Annotated in this window: 12 protein-coding genes and 1 pseudogene; 11 read left to right on the top strand and 2 right to left on the bottom strand. The window is 69.9% G+C overall.

Annotated features, from left to right (window positions below; genetic code table 11):
- Window positions 1-210 precede the first annotated feature (210 nt).
- The 11 genes from B2Y21_RS02960 to B2Y21_RS02910 all read left to right on the top strand — a co-directional run bounded on the left by B2Y21_RS02960 (window position 211) and on the right by B2Y21_RS02910 (window position 12915).
- Complete coding sequence (locus B2Y21_RS02960) at window positions 211-687, top strand: division/cell wall cluster transcriptional repressor MraZ (protein WP_292056782.1); 477 nt, start codon at window positions 211-213, stop codon at window positions 685-687.
- Window positions 684-1646 (top strand): 16S rRNA (cytosine(1402)-N(4))-methyltransferase RsmH, encoded by a 963-nt coding sequence (rsmH, locus tag B2Y21_RS02955; RefSeq protein ID WP_292056779.1) that lies wholly within the window; start codon window positions 684-686, stop codon window positions 1644-1646. The genes B2Y21_RS02960 and rsmH overlap by 4 nt, the downstream gene beginning before the upstream one ends.
- Window positions 1643-2041, top strand: coding sequence for a cell division protein FtsL (gene ftsL / locus B2Y21_RS02950; protein WP_292056777.1), 399 nt, complete (start codon window positions 1643-1645; stop codon window positions 2039-2041). The genes rsmH and ftsL overlap by 4 nt, the downstream gene beginning before the upstream one ends.
- Window positions 2038-3816 carry a peptidoglycan D,D-transpeptidase FtsI family protein gene (locus B2Y21_RS02945; protein ID WP_200166068.1) on the top strand — a complete coding sequence of 593 codons (1779 nt, stop codon included), beginning with the start codon at window positions 2038-2040 and terminating at the stop codon, window positions 3814-3816. The genes ftsL and B2Y21_RS02945 overlap by 4 nt, the downstream gene beginning before the upstream one ends.
- A complete protein-coding gene (locus B2Y21_RS02940; RefSeq protein ID WP_292056775.1) occupies window positions 3813-5270 on the top strand; it encodes a UDP-N-acetylmuramoyl-L-alanyl-D-glutamate--2,6-diaminopimelate ligase in 1458 nt (485 codons plus the stop codon). The genes B2Y21_RS02945 and B2Y21_RS02940 overlap by 4 nt, the downstream gene beginning before the upstream one ends.
- Window positions 5263-6702 carry a UDP-N-acetylmuramoyl-tripeptide--D-alanyl-D-alanine ligase gene (locus B2Y21_RS02935; RefSeq protein ID WP_292056771.1) on the top strand — a complete coding sequence of 480 codons (1440 nt, stop codon included), beginning with the start codon at window positions 5263-5265 and terminating at the stop codon, window positions 6700-6702. Before B2Y21_RS02940 ends, B2Y21_RS02935 begins: the two co-directional genes overlap by 8 nt.
- Window positions 6702-7811, top strand: coding sequence for a phospho-N-acetylmuramoyl-pentapeptide-transferase (mraY, locus tag B2Y21_RS02930; RefSeq protein ID WP_125901528.1), 1110 nt, complete (start codon window positions 6702-6704; stop codon window positions 7809-7811). The genes B2Y21_RS02935 and mraY overlap by 1 nt, the downstream gene beginning before the upstream one ends.
- Before the next feature lie 4 nt (window positions 7812-7815).
- Entirely contained in the window at window positions 7816-9336 is a 1521-nt protein-coding gene (gene murD, locus B2Y21_RS02925) for a UDP-N-acetylmuramoyl-L-alanine--D-glutamate ligase (RefSeq protein ID WP_292056769.1), read from the top strand.
- The gene (gene ftsW / locus B2Y21_RS02920) at window positions 9333-10514 is read left to right on the top strand and encodes a putative lipid II flippase FtsW (RefSeq protein WP_292056767.1); all 1182 of its coding nucleotides are present in this window, start codon (window positions 9333-9335) and stop codon (window positions 10512-10514) included. The genes murD and ftsW overlap by 4 nt, the downstream gene beginning before the upstream one ends.
- Before the next feature lie 13 nt (window positions 10515-10527).
- A complete protein-coding gene (gene murG / locus B2Y21_RS02915) occupies window positions 10528-11613 on the top strand; it encodes an undecaprenyldiphospho-muramoylpentapeptide beta-N-acetylglucosaminyltransferase (protein ID WP_292056764.1) in 1086 nt (361 codons plus the stop codon).
- A gap of 171 nt (window positions 11614-11784) precedes the next feature.
- Window positions 11785-12915 carry a mechanosensitive ion channel family protein gene (locus tag B2Y21_RS02910; RefSeq protein WP_292056762.1) on the top strand — a complete coding sequence of 377 codons (1131 nt, stop codon included), beginning with the start codon at window positions 11785-11787 and terminating at the stop codon, window positions 12913-12915.
- 1 nt (window position 12916) lies between these two features.
- On the opposite strand, the gene B2Y21_RS02905 is transcribed toward B2Y21_RS02910, so the two are convergent.
- Together B2Y21_RS02905 and B2Y21_RS02900 are read right to left on the bottom strand one after the other, a co-directional pair.
- Window positions 12917-14035, bottom strand: coding sequence for a DUF2336 domain-containing protein (locus tag B2Y21_RS02905; RefSeq protein ID WP_292056760.1), 1119 nt, complete (start codon window positions 14033-14035; stop codon window positions 12917-12919).
- Window positions 14032-14503 (bottom strand): annotated as a pseudogene (locus B2Y21_RS02900) (hypothetical protein); the annotation flags it as partial. The pseudogene B2Y21_RS02900 and the gene B2Y21_RS02905, both read right to left, overlap by 4 nt.

Genomic DNA, 14503 nt, shown 5'->3' with positions numbered 1-14503 from the left:
TACTCATTTTGTTCTGTGTATGTTCTGATTTTACAGTCCTGACGACGCTGATCGAACCGCAAATTAGGTTAAAGGGCGTCAACTAATCCCATTGAGGCCCATTCTATCCCATGCTATCCCAATGGCTCATGAGTAGGGGCCGAACGCCCGACGCGTGGGCTTTCTTCAACGGATTTCAGGGACGGGCCGCAGGGTTCGATAGGGCAGGGCGTGTTTCTCTCGACCTACGAGAAGCAGCTGGACGGCAAGCGCCGTCTCCTGATCCCTCAGGAATTCCGCACGGCTGAGAACGGCGCTGAACACGGCGTCTTCTGCTTTCCCTCCATCGAAGCCGATTGTCTGGAAGCGGGCGGCGACAAGCTGTTCGCCGAGTATCGCGCGGTGATCGAAAGCCTGCCCTTCGGCGATCCCTACCGCTCGGCGCTGGAGGCCTCGATCTTCGGCGAGCAGAAGCCGCTGGCCTATGACTCGGGCGGGCGCATCACCCTGCCGGAGCATCTGTGCGCCGAGGTGGACCTGTCCGACACGGTCGTCATCTACGGCGTCGGCGAGCGCTTCCAGATCTGGAACAGGGACAAGTGGGCCGCGCACCGCGCCGAGCAGCGCCGCATGGCGCGCGAGGGCCTGAAGCAGTTCGGCGAGATGCGCCGTCAGGCGGCTGCGGCGAAGACGGGAGGGGCGGCATGACCTCTCCGCACGCGCCTGTCCTGCTGGCTGAAGTGATCGAGGCGCTGGCGCCCAAGGCGGGCGATGTGATCATCGACGCCACCTTCGGCGCGGGCGGCTATACGCGCGCCATTCTGGAGCGCGGGGCGGATGTGGTGGCGCTGGATCGCGACCCGACGGTGCAGCCGTTCGCGGACGCCGTGGCGCGCGATTTCCCCGATCGCTTCCAGCTGATCCGCACGCCGTTCTCGGGTCTGGCCGAGGCGTTCGAGGAGAGCGGCAAGGCGAAGCTGGACGGCGCCGTCTTCGACATCGGCGTCTCGTCCATGCAGCTGGATCAGGCCGAGCGCGGCTTCTCCTTCATGCGCGACGGGCCGCTGGACATGCGGATGAGCGATGAGGGCGCGACCGCCGCCGACATCGTCAACACCTGGGACCACGGGCCGCTGGCCCATATCTTCAAGCTGTATGGCGACGAGCGCCAGTCGGGCCGGGTCGCCACCGCCATCCTGCGCCGCCGGGTCGAGCAGCCGTTCACCCGCACGCTGGATCTGGCCGAGGTGGTGGAGAAGGCTTTGGGCGGGCGTCGTGGCGCCGCCATCCATCCAGCCACGCGGGTGTTTCAGGCCCTGCGCATCGCCGTCAACGACGAGCTGGGCGAACTGGAGCGCGGGCTGGAGGCGGCCGAGGCGACGCTGGCGCCCGGCGGTCGGCTGGTCGTCGTCACCTTCCATTCGCTGGAAGACCGCATCGTCAAGGCCTTCATGACCGAGCGTACGGGCAATGCGCCGGGCGGGTCGCGCCATGCGCCGGTCGCGGTCGAGACGCGCAAGCCCAGCTTCGACCTGTTGTTCAAGGGCGCGCGCGAGGCGGGCGAGGCCGAACTGGCCGCCAACCCCCGCGCTCGCTCGGCCAAGCTGCGCGCAGGCGTTCGCACCAGCGCCCCGGCCTGGGGCGCGGTGAAGGGGAGGGGCGCATGATGGCCGTGCCCGCGCCCGTCAAGCGCCTGTTCGAGTGGAAGGTGCGCGGCGTGCGCTGCGTCGAGATCATCGGCGTGGCCTGCGTCCTGGCGCTGGTCTTCTCGGTCTATATCGCCAAGGCGGCCGCCGCCCGCGAAAGCGCCGAGATCAGCAGTCTGGAGCGCGACATCCGCGAGAACCGCGAGCGGGTGCGCCTGCTGCGCGCCGAGGTCACGCGCCTGGAGCAGCCCGCGCGGCTGGAGGCACTGTCGCGCGAGATCGGCCTGGGTCCGGTCGATGTGAAGAAGCAGGCGGGCGAGACGGCTTTGCCCGCGATCGCGCCGCCGCCGGCTGAAAAGCCCGCCGCCGCGCCCGTCGCTGCATCTGCGGTCCCTGCTGCGGAGGCTGTGCAATGAGCGTGCATGACCATCACGGCATGGGCTATCGCGGCCGCCCGCAGGCGACCTTCGGCGGCGCGGTCTCGGCCTGGGGGCGCTGGGTCGCCTCCCTGGTGTGGAACCTGGAGCATTCGTTCGAGCGCGCCCGCGCCGACGCCCGCCCGGAAGAAGACACCCGCGTCCGCATCTTCCTGATCATGGCCGCCTTCTGCGTCGTCTTTTCCTGCCTGGCTCTGGGCGCGGCGCACGCCGCCCTGCTGACGCCGCGTGGCGGAGCGGGGGCAGGCTTCAACCCCGGCGCCCTGACGCGCGCCGATCTGGTGGACCGCAACGGCCAGTTGCTGGCGACCAACATCACCCACTACGGCCTCTATATCGACCCGCGCGAGGTCTGGGACATTCCGGCCGCCAAGGCCCAGCTGCGCCGCGCCCTGCCGCGCATTTCCGCCGCGCGTCTGGACCGGGTGCTGAGCGGCGAGCGTCGTCTGATCGCCCTGAACGGCCTGACGCCGGCCGAGCGCCGGGCGGTCCACGCCCTGGCCCTGGGCGGGGTGACGTTCGAGCCGGAAGACCGCCGCGTCTATCCGCTGGGCAGCTCGGCCGTGCACCTGATCGGTCGTTCGGACACGGGCGGGCAGGGCGTGGCCGGCGCCGAGCTGGCCTTCGACCAGGAAATCCGCGCGGCGGGCGCCGCCAGCGAGGACTTCCCCCTGTCGATCGACCTGCGGGTCCAGGGCGTGGTCGAGAACGAACTGGCGATCGCCGCCGAGGAGCATAAGGCCAAGGGCGCCGTCGCCGTGGTCGCCGACGTGCAGACGGGCGAGATCCTGGCCATGGCCTCATGGCCGACCTATGACGCCAACCGCCGCAACGCCGCACCGGAAGAGGCCACGCTGAACCGCGTCGTCTCGGCCCACTATGAGATGGGTTCGGTGTTCAAGAGCTTCACCGTCGCCGCCGGGATCGACACCGGCCGGGCTGACATGAACACCCTGTTCGACGCCTCTCAGGCGCTGCAGATCGGCAAGCGCCGCATCACCGACTTCCACGCCACCAACAAGGTGCTGACGCTGGAGGAGGTCTATCTGCATTCGTCCAACATCGGCACCTCGCGACTGGCGGTCGAGATGGGCGGCGATGTGATGCGCGACTACTTCCGCCGTCTGGGCCTGCTGGACGCCGCCCCGATCGAGCTGAAGGAATCCGCCGCCCCGCCCAAGGTGAGGAAGTGGGACGACAGCACCCTGGCGTCGCTGTCCTTCGGCTACGGCATCATGGTCACGCCGATCCAGTATGTGTCGGCCTATGGCGCGCTGGTGAACGGCGGACGCTATGTGCCGCCGACGCTGCGCAAGGGCGGCCGTCCCAACGCCCAGACGCATCAGGTCATTTCGCCGGAAACCTCGGCCAATATGATTGATCTGATGCGCCGCAACGTCACGCGCGGTTCGGGCCGGTTCGCCGATGCGCCGGGTCTGCGTATGGGCGGCAAGACGGGCTCGGCCAACAAGCTGGTCAACGGCCGCTACAACCCGGCGGTGGCCGTCGGCTCCTTCGCCGGGGTCTTCCCCGCCGACGGGCCGGTCGATGCCAAGCGCTACACCGTCTTCGTCTTGATGGACGAGCCGGGCGTCTATCCGCGCACCGGCGGCTATGTCGCCGCGCCCGCCGTGGGCCGCATCGCCGCCCGCATCGCCGGCTTCCTGGGCGTCGAGCGCAAGGCCGACCGCTGGTCCACCGCGCTCGGCGAAAAGATCCCCGAGTTCCAGGACGTGGAGGGCGACGGCCGATGAGCCAGCTTCGCCTTTCCGAACTGCTGCGCCGGGACGTGGCCTCGGACCCGGAGATCACCGCCGTCACCGCCGACAGCCGTCAGGTCGTGCCCGGCGCCCTGTTCGTCGCCCTGCCGGGGACGCAGGCCGACGGCCGCGCCTTCATTCCGCAGGCCCTGGCCAAGGGCGCGGCGGCCGTGCTGGCGCCGTCGGATACGCCTGCGGGCGCGGCGCCGGTTCTGGTCGGATCGGGCGATGTGCACCGGGCCTACGCCATCGCCGCGCGCGCCTTCTACGGCGCCCAGCCGCGCACCTGCGTCGCCGTGACCGGCACCAACGGCAAGACCTCGGTCGCCAACTTCTGCCGCCAGATCTGGGCAGGGCTCGGCCTGAAGTCGGCCAGCATGGGCACCCTGGGCGTCGTCGGCCAGAAGGGCGACAAGACCTACGCCCTGACCGGCCCCGGCCTGACCAGCCCCGACGCCGCCGAGGCCGCGCGCCTGCTGGCCGAACTGGCCCGCAAGGAGGTCACCCACCTGGCGCTGGAGGCGTCGTCCCACGGCATCGACCAGCGGCGTCTGGACGGGGTGGCGATCAAGGCGGCGGGCTTCACCAATCTGACGCAGGACCACCTCGACTATCACGGCACGATGGACGAGTACCGCGCCGCCAAGATGCGTCTGTTCGAGGCTTTGCTGCCGCGCGGGCGCACGGCGGTTCTGAACGCGGATTCCGACGCCTATTCGGCCTTCGCCTCGGCCTCGATCATGGCGGGGCTGGGCGTGATGGGCGTGGGCGAGCGCGGGCGCGACCTGACCCTGCTGGGGCGCCGGGCGACGCCGGAGGGCCAACGGCTGACCCTCGACGTGCGCGGCCGGGTGCATGATGTCCTGCTGCCGCTGGCCGGCGCCTTCCAGGCGTCGAACGCCTTGGTCGCAGCGGGCCTGTGCATCGCGGGCGGCGAAGACCCGGACCGCGTGATCTCGGCGCTGGAGCTGATCCAGGGCGCGCAGGGCCGCCTGCAACGTATCCCCGGCGGCGCGCGCGGGGGCGAGGTCTATGTCGACTACGCCCACACGCCGGACGGGCTGGAAACGGTGCTGAACGCGCTTCGTCCACACGCGACGGGCAAGCTGATCGTCGTCTTCGGCGCGGGCGGCGACCGCGACCGCGCCAAGCGTCCCCTGATGGGCGAGATCGCCGGGCGTCTGGCAGATACGGCCATCGTCACCGACGACAACCCGCGTTCCGAAGACCCCGCCGCCATCCGCGCCCAGGTGCGCGCAGGCTGCCCCGACGCGCTGGAGATCGGCGACCGCCGCGAGGCCATCCGCCACGCCGTCTCCCTGATGCGCGAAGGAGATGTGGTCGTGATCGCCGGAAAAGGGCATGAACAGGGACAGATCGTCGGCGGGGTGGTGCATCCCTTCGACGACGCCGCCGAAGCGACCGAAGCCCTGAAAGACCATGCCTGACGCACACACGCCGCTCTGGACCGCCGAAGCCATCGCCTCGGCGACCGGAGGACGGCTTCATGGACCCGACGCTGAAGTCTCGGGCCTGACCTACAACAGCCGCGAGATCCAGCCGGGCGACCTGTTCCTGGCCCTGCACGGCGCGCGCGACGGGCATGAGTTCGCCGAGGCCGCTTTCGCGGCGGGCGCGACGGCAGCCCTGGTCGACCGGCCGGTCGAGGGCGGGCCTTATGTTCTGGTTCCCGACACGCTTAAGGGGCTGGAGGCGCTGGGCGTCGCCGCGCGCGACCGCGCCCGACTGCGCGGCGCCGTCACCGGCAGCGTCGGCAAGACCAGCGTGACCCAGGCGATCAAGGCGGGCCTTGATCTGGCGGGGTCGGCCCACGCCTCGATCAAGAGCTACAACAACCACATCGGCGTGCCGCTGACGCTGGCGCGGATGCCGCAGGGCACGGACCGCGCCGTGTTCGAGATCGGCATGAACCATCCGGGCGAGATCGGGCCGTTGTCGGCCTTCGTGCGCCCGCACGCCGCCTGCGTCACCACGGTCGGGCCGGTGCATATCGAAGCCTTCGCTGACGGCGAGGCGGGCGTGGCGCGCGAGAAGGCCGCCATTTTCGAGGGGCTGGCGCCGGGCGGGATCGCCGTGGTCAACGCCGCCGACGTCCATGCCGACATCGTGCGTCAGGGGGCGGAAAAGGCCGGGGCCGTGGTGCGGACCTTCGGCCATGATGCGGGCTGCGACGCGCGCCTGCTGGACTTCGTGGCCGATAGCGAAGGCGCGACCGTTACGGCCGAGCTGGACGGACGGCGCATCGAATATCGGCTGGCTCAGTCGGGCGTGCACTGGGGGCTGAACAGCCTGTGCGTCATCCTGATGCTGCAGGCGCTGGACGTGTCGCTTGACACGGCCTTGCAGGCGCTGGCCGGTTTCCAGCCTTTGGCCGGGCGCGGGCAGATGAAGGCTGTCAAAGTCCCTGGCGGCGCCTTCACCCTGATCGACGAGAGCTACAACGCCAACCCCCTGTCGATGAAGGCAGGCTTCGTCAGCCTGAGCGCCAAGCCGGTGGGGCAGGGCGGCCGCCGCGTCGTCGTCTTGACCGACATGCTGGAGCTGGGCGAACACAGCCGCGCCCTGCATGAAGGGCTGGCCCCCGCCATCGTCGCCGCCGGGCTGGACCTGGTGCATACGGCCGGGCCGCAGATGCGCCTGCTGCATGACGCACTGCCGCCGTCGCTGCGCGGCGAGTGGCGCGAGACCGCCGCCGAACTGGCCGCCGAGGTCGCCTTGCTGGTGCGGCCGGGCGACGTGGTCATGGTCAAGGGTTCGAACGGGTCGAAGGCCTCGCTGGTCGCGGCCGCGCTTGCAAATCTCGGCGTGGCCGAACAAGAGGCGCGCGTCGCCGCCGAGGCCCAAGGGAAGTCCGCCTGATGTTCTATTTGCTCTATCTCTATTACGCGGACATCGCGCAGGAATATCCGCTGCTGCACCTGATCCAGTATCAGACGGTGCGCGTGGCCCTGGCCATGGCCACGGCCATGATCGTGGCGGTCGCCATGGGCAGCCGCTTCATCAACTGGATTCGCGCCAAGCAGGGCCGGGGCCAGCCGATCCGCGACGACGGCCCGGTGTCGCACCTGTCCAAGGTCGGCACCCCCACCATGGGCGGGCTGATGATCCTGGCGGGCATCGGCGTGGCCGTCCTGCTGTGGGGCGATCTGACCAACCCCTATATCTGGATCGTCTCGGGCGTGACGGCGGCCTTCGGCGTGCTGGGCTTCATCGACGACTACGCCAAGGTGACGAAGCAGACCTCGGCCGGGCTGACGTCCAAGCAGAAGCTGCTGGCCCAGACCGTCGTGGCGGTGATCGCCGGCGTGCTGACCGTGCTGTGGATGACCCAGTCGCCGACCTCGCCGGGGCTTGAGACCTCGATCGCCTTCCCCTTCCTGAAGGCGGTGCTGCTGAACATCGGCTGGTTCTATGTGGCCTTTGCGGCCTTCACGATCATCGGGTTCTCGAACGCGGTGAACCTGACGGACGGGCTGGACGGCCTGGCCATCGTGCCGGTGATGATGGCGGCGGGCGCCTTCGGCATCATCAGCTACCTGGTCGGCAACTTCCTGTTCGCGGACTATCTGCAGGTCCACCATGTGCCCGGCGCGGGCGAGCTGGCCATCTTCTGCGCCGCCATCATCGGCGGTGGCATGGGCTTCCTCTGGTACAACGCGCCGCCGGCCAAGATCTTCATGGGCGACACCGGCTCGCTGGCCCTGGGCGGCGCCCTGGGCTCGATGGCCGTGGCGACCAAGCACGAGCTGGTGCTGGGCATCGTCGGCGGCCTGTTCGTGGTCGAGGCGGCCTCGGTCATGATCCAGGTCGGTTATTTCAAGCTGACGGGCAAGCGCATCTTCCTGATGGCGCCGATCCACCACCATTTCGAGAAGATGGGCTGGCCGGAATCCACCGTCGTCATCCGTTTCTGGATCGTCGCCGCCATGCTGGCGCTGCTCGGTCTGGCGACGCTGAAGCTGCGTTGAGCCGATGATCCCCGTTCCCGGCTTCGAGGGGCGTCGCGTTGCGGTCTTCGGCCTGGGACGGTCGGGGATCACGGCGGCGCGCGCGCTTCAGGCGGGCGGGGCCATCCCCGTGCTGTGGGACGACGGCGTCTCGGGCCGGATGCAGGCCGAGGCGGAAGGCTTCCTGGTCGAGGATCTGACGCGGGCCGACTGGTCTGGGTTCGCCGCCCTGGTGCTGTCGCCGGGCGCGCCGCTGACCCATCCCAAGCCGCACTGGAGCGTCGAACGCGCCCATGAGGCGGGCGTGCCGGTCATCGGCGATGTAGAGCTGTTCGCGCGGGCGCTGGCCGCCTTGCCGCCGGGGGAGCGTCCCCGTGTCGTCGCCATCACCGGCACCAACGGCAAGTCGACGACGACGGCCCTGATCGGCTGGGTGCTGAAGCAGGCGGGCCTCACCGTCCACATCGGCGGCAACATCGGCATCGGTGTTCTGGCCCTGCCGGAGCCGACGGCGGATGCGGTCTATGTGATCGAGGTGTCGTCCTATCAGCTGGATCTGACGACGGGCTTCGCGCCGGACGTGGCGATCCTGACCAATGTGTCGCCGGACCATCTGGACCGCCATGGCGGGATGGACGGCTATGTCGCCGCCAAGCGTCGGATTTTTCAGGCGCAGGATGCTGAGGCGCTGGCGCTGGTCGGCGTGGATGAGAAATGGGGCCGGAAGGCTGCGGCGGACCTGCGCGCGCAGGCGCGGCGGGTCGAGACGGTCGTATCTCTTCCTTCTCCCCTTGTGGGAGAAGGTGGATCGCGCAGCGAGACGGATGAGGGGTTGCTCCTCGTGTCCGGCGACGCGGCTGTGGCTTCGGTCGGCGAGACCCCTCATCCGAGCCCTTCGGGCCCACCTTCTCCCACAAGGGGAGAAGGGTATGGGGCGGCGCCGGGCGTGTTGACGGCGGGCGGCGACGTGCTGGCCGATCTGACCGCCGCGCGGTCCTTGCCGGGTCGCCACAACGCCCAGAATGCGGCCTTCGCCTACGCCACGGCGCGGGCGCTGGGCGTGTCGCATGAGGCGGCGGTCGAAGGTCTGCTGAGCTTCCCTGGCCTGTCGCACCGGATGGAGGCCGTGGGTCGTCTCGGCGGCGTACGCTTCATCAACGATTCCAAGGCCACTAACGCCGACGCCGCGCGGCAGGCGCTGGCCTCATACCCGGCCGTCTTCTGGATCGCAGGCGGCAAGGCCAAGGACGGCGGGATCGAGACCCTGCACGACCTCTTCGCGCGCGTGACCAAGGCCTATCTGATCGGGGAGGCGGCGGACGCCTTCGCCGTCACTCTGGCTGACACGCCGCACGTCGTCGCCCATACGATGGAGCGGGCCGTCGAACTGGCCGCCGCCGACGCGGCCGCGGCCGGGGGCGAGCAGGTGGTGCTGCTGTCGCCCGCCTGCGCCAGCTTCGATCAGTTCCCCGATTTCGAGGTCCGGGGCGAGGCGTTCCGCGCCGCCGTCCTGAGCCTGGGCGCACGGCCGGAGCCCGCTGCATGACCCACAACAGCTACAGCCATCCCTTTTCGCGCAACGACCAGAGCCTGATCGCGCGCTGGTTCTGGACGGTGGATCGCGGCCTGCTGGGCGCGGCGCTGACGCTGGTGGCGCTGGGCGTGGCGTTGAGCTTCGCCTCCAGCCCGGCGGCGATCCTGGCTGATGAATCGATCAGCGATCCCTTCCATTATTCCTGGCGGATGATGGTCTTCTCGAGCATGGGGCTGATCGCCATGCTGAGCGCCTCGCTGCTGTCGCCGCGCGGGGTGCGGCGGATCGCGGTGCTGGCCCTGTTCTGCGCCATCGTGGTCATGGCGGCCCTGCCCTTCATCGGCGATACGGTGAAGGGGGCGGCGCGCTGGATCAATCTGGGGCCGTTCAGCCTGCAGCCGTCCGAGTTCGCCAAGCCCGGCCTGATCGTCTTCGCCGCCTGGATGTTCGCCGAGGCCCAGAAGGGCGAGGGCGTGCCCGGCGTCAGCATCGCGTTTGGCCTGTGGGCGCTGACGGTCGGCCTGTTGCTGATCCAGCCGGACATCGGCCAGACCCTGCTGATCACCACCACCTTCATGGCCGTCTTCTTCATGGCCGGGGTGCCGCTGAAGTGGGTGGCGGCCCTGGCGGCGGTAGGCGCGGGCGGGGTGGTGTCGCTGTATTTCATGTTCAGCCACATGCGCGACCGCCTGAGTCGCTTCCTGTCGCCCGAGACGACCGACACCCACCAGATCGACCGCGCGTCCGAGGCGATCCGCGCCGGGGGCCTGGTCGGGCGCGGCATCGGCGAGGGGGTGATGAAGCGCCACGTCCCCGACCTGCACACCGACTTCATCTATTCCGTCGGCGCCGAGGAGTTCGGCCTGGTGCTGTCGCTGATCATGATCGGGTTGTACGCCTTCATCGTCATTCGTGGGATGCGCAAGGCGATGAAGCTGAACGACTCCTTCGAACAGACGGCGGCGGCGGGGCTGTTCATGCTGATTGGGCTGCAGGCCTGCATCAACATCGCGGTGAACCTGAACCTGATCCCGACCAAGGGGATGACCCTGCCTTTCATCAGCTATGGCGGGTCGTCCATGATGGCCATGGGGCTGACGATGGGGTTCGCCCTGGCCCTGACCCGGCGCCGTCCGGGCGCCTATGAACTGGGGTCGAACGTCAATCCGCGTCGCCGCCTGCTGCCGTAAGAGAGTATCGCTCATGACCAAGGTCTGCGTCGTCGCCGCCGGTGGCACCGGCGGCCATATGTTCCCCGCTGAGGCGCTGGCCCGCGAGATGGCGGCGCGCGGCTGGCGCGTGGTGCTGGCCACCGACAGGCGCGGCGAGCAGTACGCCCACGCCTTCCCCGCCGAAGAGCGGCTGGCGCTGGACGCGGCGACCGGGCGCGGCCCCATCGGCCTGATGAAAGCCGGGTTGGCGATCCTGAAGGGCGTCAGCCAGGCCAAGGCGGCGTTCCAGCGCACGGGGGCGGACGTGGTGGTGGGCTTCGGCGGCTATCCGTCGGCGCCGGCCCTGCTGGCGGCGGTGACGACGCGCCGTCCGACCGTTATTCATGAGCAGAACGCCGTGCTGGGCCGCACCAACCGCTATCTGGCGCCCAGCGTGGGCGTGATCGCGGCGGCCTTCCCGACGCTGGGGCGGGCGCCGGACAAGGTGAGGGATCGCGTCCAGCTGGTCGGCAATCCGGTGCGGCCGGACATCCGCGCCCTGTTCGACCGGGCCTATGCCGCGCCGACGGATGGCGGGCCGATCCATGTGCTGGTGACGGGCGGCAGTCAGGGCGCCCGCATCCTGTCCGAGACCACGCCGCGCGCGCTGGCGGCCCTGCCCGAGGCCATCCGCAACCGCCTGAAGGTGCAGCAGCAGTCGCGGCCCGAGACGCTGGAGACCGCGCGCCAGATCTACCTCGACGCCGGGATCGAGGCCGAGGTCGCGCCCTTCTTCCGCGACATGGCCGACCGGTTGTCGAAGGCGCATCTGGTGATCGGGCGGGCCGGGGCCTCGACCTGTTCGGAACTGGCGGTGGCGGCCCTGCCGTCGGTGCTGATCCCGCTGAAGATCGCCATGGACGACCATCAGACCCTGAACGCGCGGGCCCTGTCCGAGGCGGGCGCGGCGAAGGTGATCGCCGAGGACGACCTGACGGTTGAGAGCCTGACGGCGGCGCTGACCGCGACCCTGTCCGATCCGACGGGGCTGGCGGCCATGTCGTCGGCTGCGCGCTCGGTGGCCATCCCGGATGCGGCGCAGCGGCTGGCGGATCTGGTGGAGGCGGCGGCCAGCTAAGACCCTTCTCCCCTTGGGGGAGAAGGTGGGCGGCGAAGCCGTTCGGATGAGGGGGACGTATCCTCCATTCGCACGGGCTGATGTGGGCGTGCGTCATTTGGCGTCCCCCTCATCCGTCTCGCTGCGCGAGCCACCTTCTCCCCCGGCGGGGAGAAGGGCTATGGTCAAGGCATGCCTCAGTTCGTCACCAACCTGACCAACACCATCTTTGCGCTCTGGCGTCAGTTCCACTGGCTGCCGGAGTGGGCGGTGGTGTCGATCATCACCGTGGTCTTCGTCTTCATCGGCTGGGCGGCCAATCAGGTGGTGTTCGCCCTGCTGAAGCTGGCGGTGCGCAATCGTGACGACTTCTGGAAGGGGATGCTGAAGCGCGCCCGGCTGAAGGTGCGGATCGCGGTGATGATCATCGCCCTGGCCCTGGCCGTCACCGTGTCGCCGCTGGACCCCGAACCGTCGCTGTTCATCCGGCGCAGCCTGCTGTTCGGCTTCATCCTGGTGTGCGGCTGGATGCTGGCGGGCGCGGTGGATATGGGCGCCATCGTCCACCTGAAGAAGTTCAACATGGAGGCGGAGGACAACCTCTACGCCCGCAAGCACGTCACCCAGACGCGCATCCTGCAACGGGTCGCGGCCATACTGATCGGCCTGATCACCCTGGGGCTGGCGCTGCTGACCATTCCCGGCGTCAAGCAATGGGGCCTGTCGCTGCTGGCCTCGGCGGGGGTGGTCGGCATCGTCGCCGGTCTGGCGCTGCAACCCTTCCTGACCAATCTGATCGCGGGCATCCAGATCGCCACCGCCCAGCCGATCCGCCTGGACGACGCGGTCATCGTCGAGGGCGAGTGGGGCCGGGTCGAGGAGATCACCTCGACCTATGTGGTGGTCAAGCTGTGGGACTGGCGGCGCATGGTGCTGCCGCTGACCTACTTCATCCAGAAGCCGTTCCAGAACTGGACGCGCGAGGATTCGCGCCTGATCGGCGTGTCCTTCCTCTATGTGGATTACGAGGCGCCGATCGACCGGCTGCGGATCAAGCTGGAGCAGATCGCCCACGCCTCGCCGCACTGGGACGGCGACGTGGTGGCCTTGCAGGTCACGGACGTCACCGAGCGGACGGCCCAGGTGCGCTGCCTGACCAGCGCGCGCAACGCCTCGGTCGCCTTCGACCTGCGGGCCGAGGTGCGCGAGAAGATGCTGGCCTTCATGCGCGACGAATGCCCCGAGGCCCTGCCGCGCGACCGGATGGATTTCGACCGCGAGCGCCGTCGCCCGGCGCCGCGTTCGAGGGGCTACGAAGACTAGGCTAGGCCGCCTGCATGGCCTTGCGGGCGCGCCAGAAGCGCAGGGTGCGCAGGGCCGCCTCGCGCGTCAGCTCGTTGTACATCCCGGCATAGGCGCGGGCCTTGCCCATGGCGTTGTCGTCGGTGTTCAGCAGGACCACGGCGTAGGTCAGGAACAGGGCGCGATCCAGGTCCGCCGCCTTGCAGATGACGGCCAGGGCGTCCAGCTCGCGCCGCTCTATGATCTGGCGGGCGGTGTGGAAGTCGACGTCGGCCAGTTGCGACAGGGCGATCAGAAAGGCGGTCTGGCCGCCCGAACGCAGGAAGCGGGCCAGCACCTGCGGCGTCAGCTGGTTGGCGGCGCGCAGTTCCTCGACATAGGCCAGGCTCTCGGCGTAGTCGGCGGGCAGGGCGCCGTCTTCGGCCGCAACGCGCGTGCGGCCCGCTGCCAGCGCGCTTTCCAGCAAGGCCGGATCCAGACGCGCGTTCTGCTCCAGGATGCGCTGACGCAGGCGGGCCTCGACCGCGAAATACATGTCGTTCAGCAGGTCGGGCGGCAGGCTGGCGCGCTCGACCGTGACGGCGTGCAGGGCCGGGTTGGCGCGGGCGCGCTCGACGGCGGTTTCGGTCGCGGCGCGCGACAGGCTGGCGCCTTCGTTGCCCAGAAGGACGCCCAGGGTCTCGTCGTCGCCACGCTCGACGATGGCGTCGGACACGGCCTCGGACACGGCGGCGCGGCGGCTGACGGCGCGCAGGTGGCCCTGGCCGCGCGAACGCACCACGCCGATCAGATCGGCCTCGGTCAGCACCGGCGAGCCGCTGAGGACGGGGGCGGCGACGGTCTCGGCCTCATCATTGGCCAGGCGGCGGATCAGCTGATGCGGGGCGTCCGGGGACTGGGCGAACCGTTCGGCCAGTTCGGCGCGCACGGCCGTCTCCATGGCGTCGGTCAGATCGGACAGGACGGCGCCGTAGAGGGCGGTCTCGGCCTCGGTGCGCTCGACGGCGCCGAAGAAGCAGTCGGTCAGCTCACGCAGCAGGGCGCGGCGCTTGGGGCTGGACGCCTCCTGCGCCAGTGCGATCAGGTCAGGCAGGCGCGAGCCGGTCTCGGCCGGGGGAGGCAGGGGGGCGCCGTCGCTCATGGCAACATCGGGTCATCGGCCATCGGGGCGGCGCGCAGGCGGCCCTGGGCGTCGCGCATCACGGCGGGCGGCTCCGGCGGCTGGGCCAGGTCGTCGGAGGACGGCGTTTCAGTCAGCTCGACCGGCATGGCGTCCAGATAGTTGGGCGCGGGCAGGGGCGTGGCGTCCGGCTGGCGGCCCGCCTGACGGTGGACGGAATAGTAGCGGGCGCTGCCCTGCTGGACCGGGGCGCCGTTCGACACGGGCTGAGGCGCAGGCTGGGGCGTCGGGGCGGGCGCCTGACCTGGAGACGGAGCGGGGGCGGGCGTCGCAGCGGGCGGCGGGGGCGTGTTCCGCTGCAACTGGAAGATCGGCGCGTCGCGGCGGGGGGCCATTGGGTCGAAGGCCGGGTCGGCCGGAGCCTGAGCGGGCGCAGGCGTCGGCTGCGGCGCAGGCTGGGCGGGCGGCGGGGCCGGAGGTTGAACGGGC

Source organism: Brevundimonas sp. UBA5936 (assembly GCA_002430835.1).
Taxonomy (GTDB): Bacteria; Pseudomonadota; Alphaproteobacteria; order Caulobacterales; family Caulobacteraceae; genus Brevundimonas.
This window is presented reverse-complemented; position numbering and strand designations above follow the sequence as displayed.

Bases quoted from the DNA above. Each gene is read 5' to 3' on its own strand.
- rsmH (WP_292056779.1), top strand. From the start codon at position 684: ATGACCTCTCCGCACGCGCCTGTCCTGCTGGCTGAAGTGATCGAGGCG.
- ftsL (WP_292056777.1), top strand. From the start codon at position 1,643: ATGATGGCCGTGCCCGCGCCCGTCAAGCGCCTGTTCGAGTGGAAGGTG.
- B2Y21_RS02945 (WP_200166068.1), top strand. From the start codon at position 2,038: ATGAGCGTGCATGACCATCACGGCATGGGCTATCGCGGCCGCCCGCAG.
- B2Y21_RS02940 (WP_292056775.1), top strand. From the start codon at position 3,813: ATGAGCCAGCTTCGCCTTTCCGAACTGCTGCGCCGGGACGTGGCCTCG.
- B2Y21_RS02935 (WP_292056771.1), top strand. From the start codon at position 5,263: ATGCCTGACGCACACACGCCGCTCTGGACCGCCGAAGCCATCGCCTCG.
- mraY (WP_125901528.1), top strand. From the start codon at position 6,702: ATGTTCTATTTGCTCTATCTCTATTACGCGGACATCGCGCAGGAATAT.
- murD (WP_292056769.1), top strand. From the start codon at position 7,816: ATGATCCCCGTTCCCGGCTTCGAGGGGCGTCGCGTTGCGGTCTTCGGC.
- ftsW (WP_292056767.1), top strand. From the start codon at position 9,333: ATGACCCACAACAGCTACAGCCATCCCTTTTCGCGCAACGACCAGAGC.
- murG (WP_292056764.1), top strand. From the start codon at position 10,528: ATGACCAAGGTCTGCGTCGTCGCCGCCGGTGGCACCGGCGGCCATATG.
- B2Y21_RS02910 (WP_292056762.1), top strand. From the start codon at position 11,785: ATGCCTCAGTTCGTCACCAACCTGACCAACACCATCTTTGCGCTCTGG.
- B2Y21_RS02905 (WP_292056760.1), bottom strand. From the start codon at position 14,035: ATGAGCGACGGCGCCCCCCTGCCTCCCCCGGCCGAGACCGGCTCGCGC.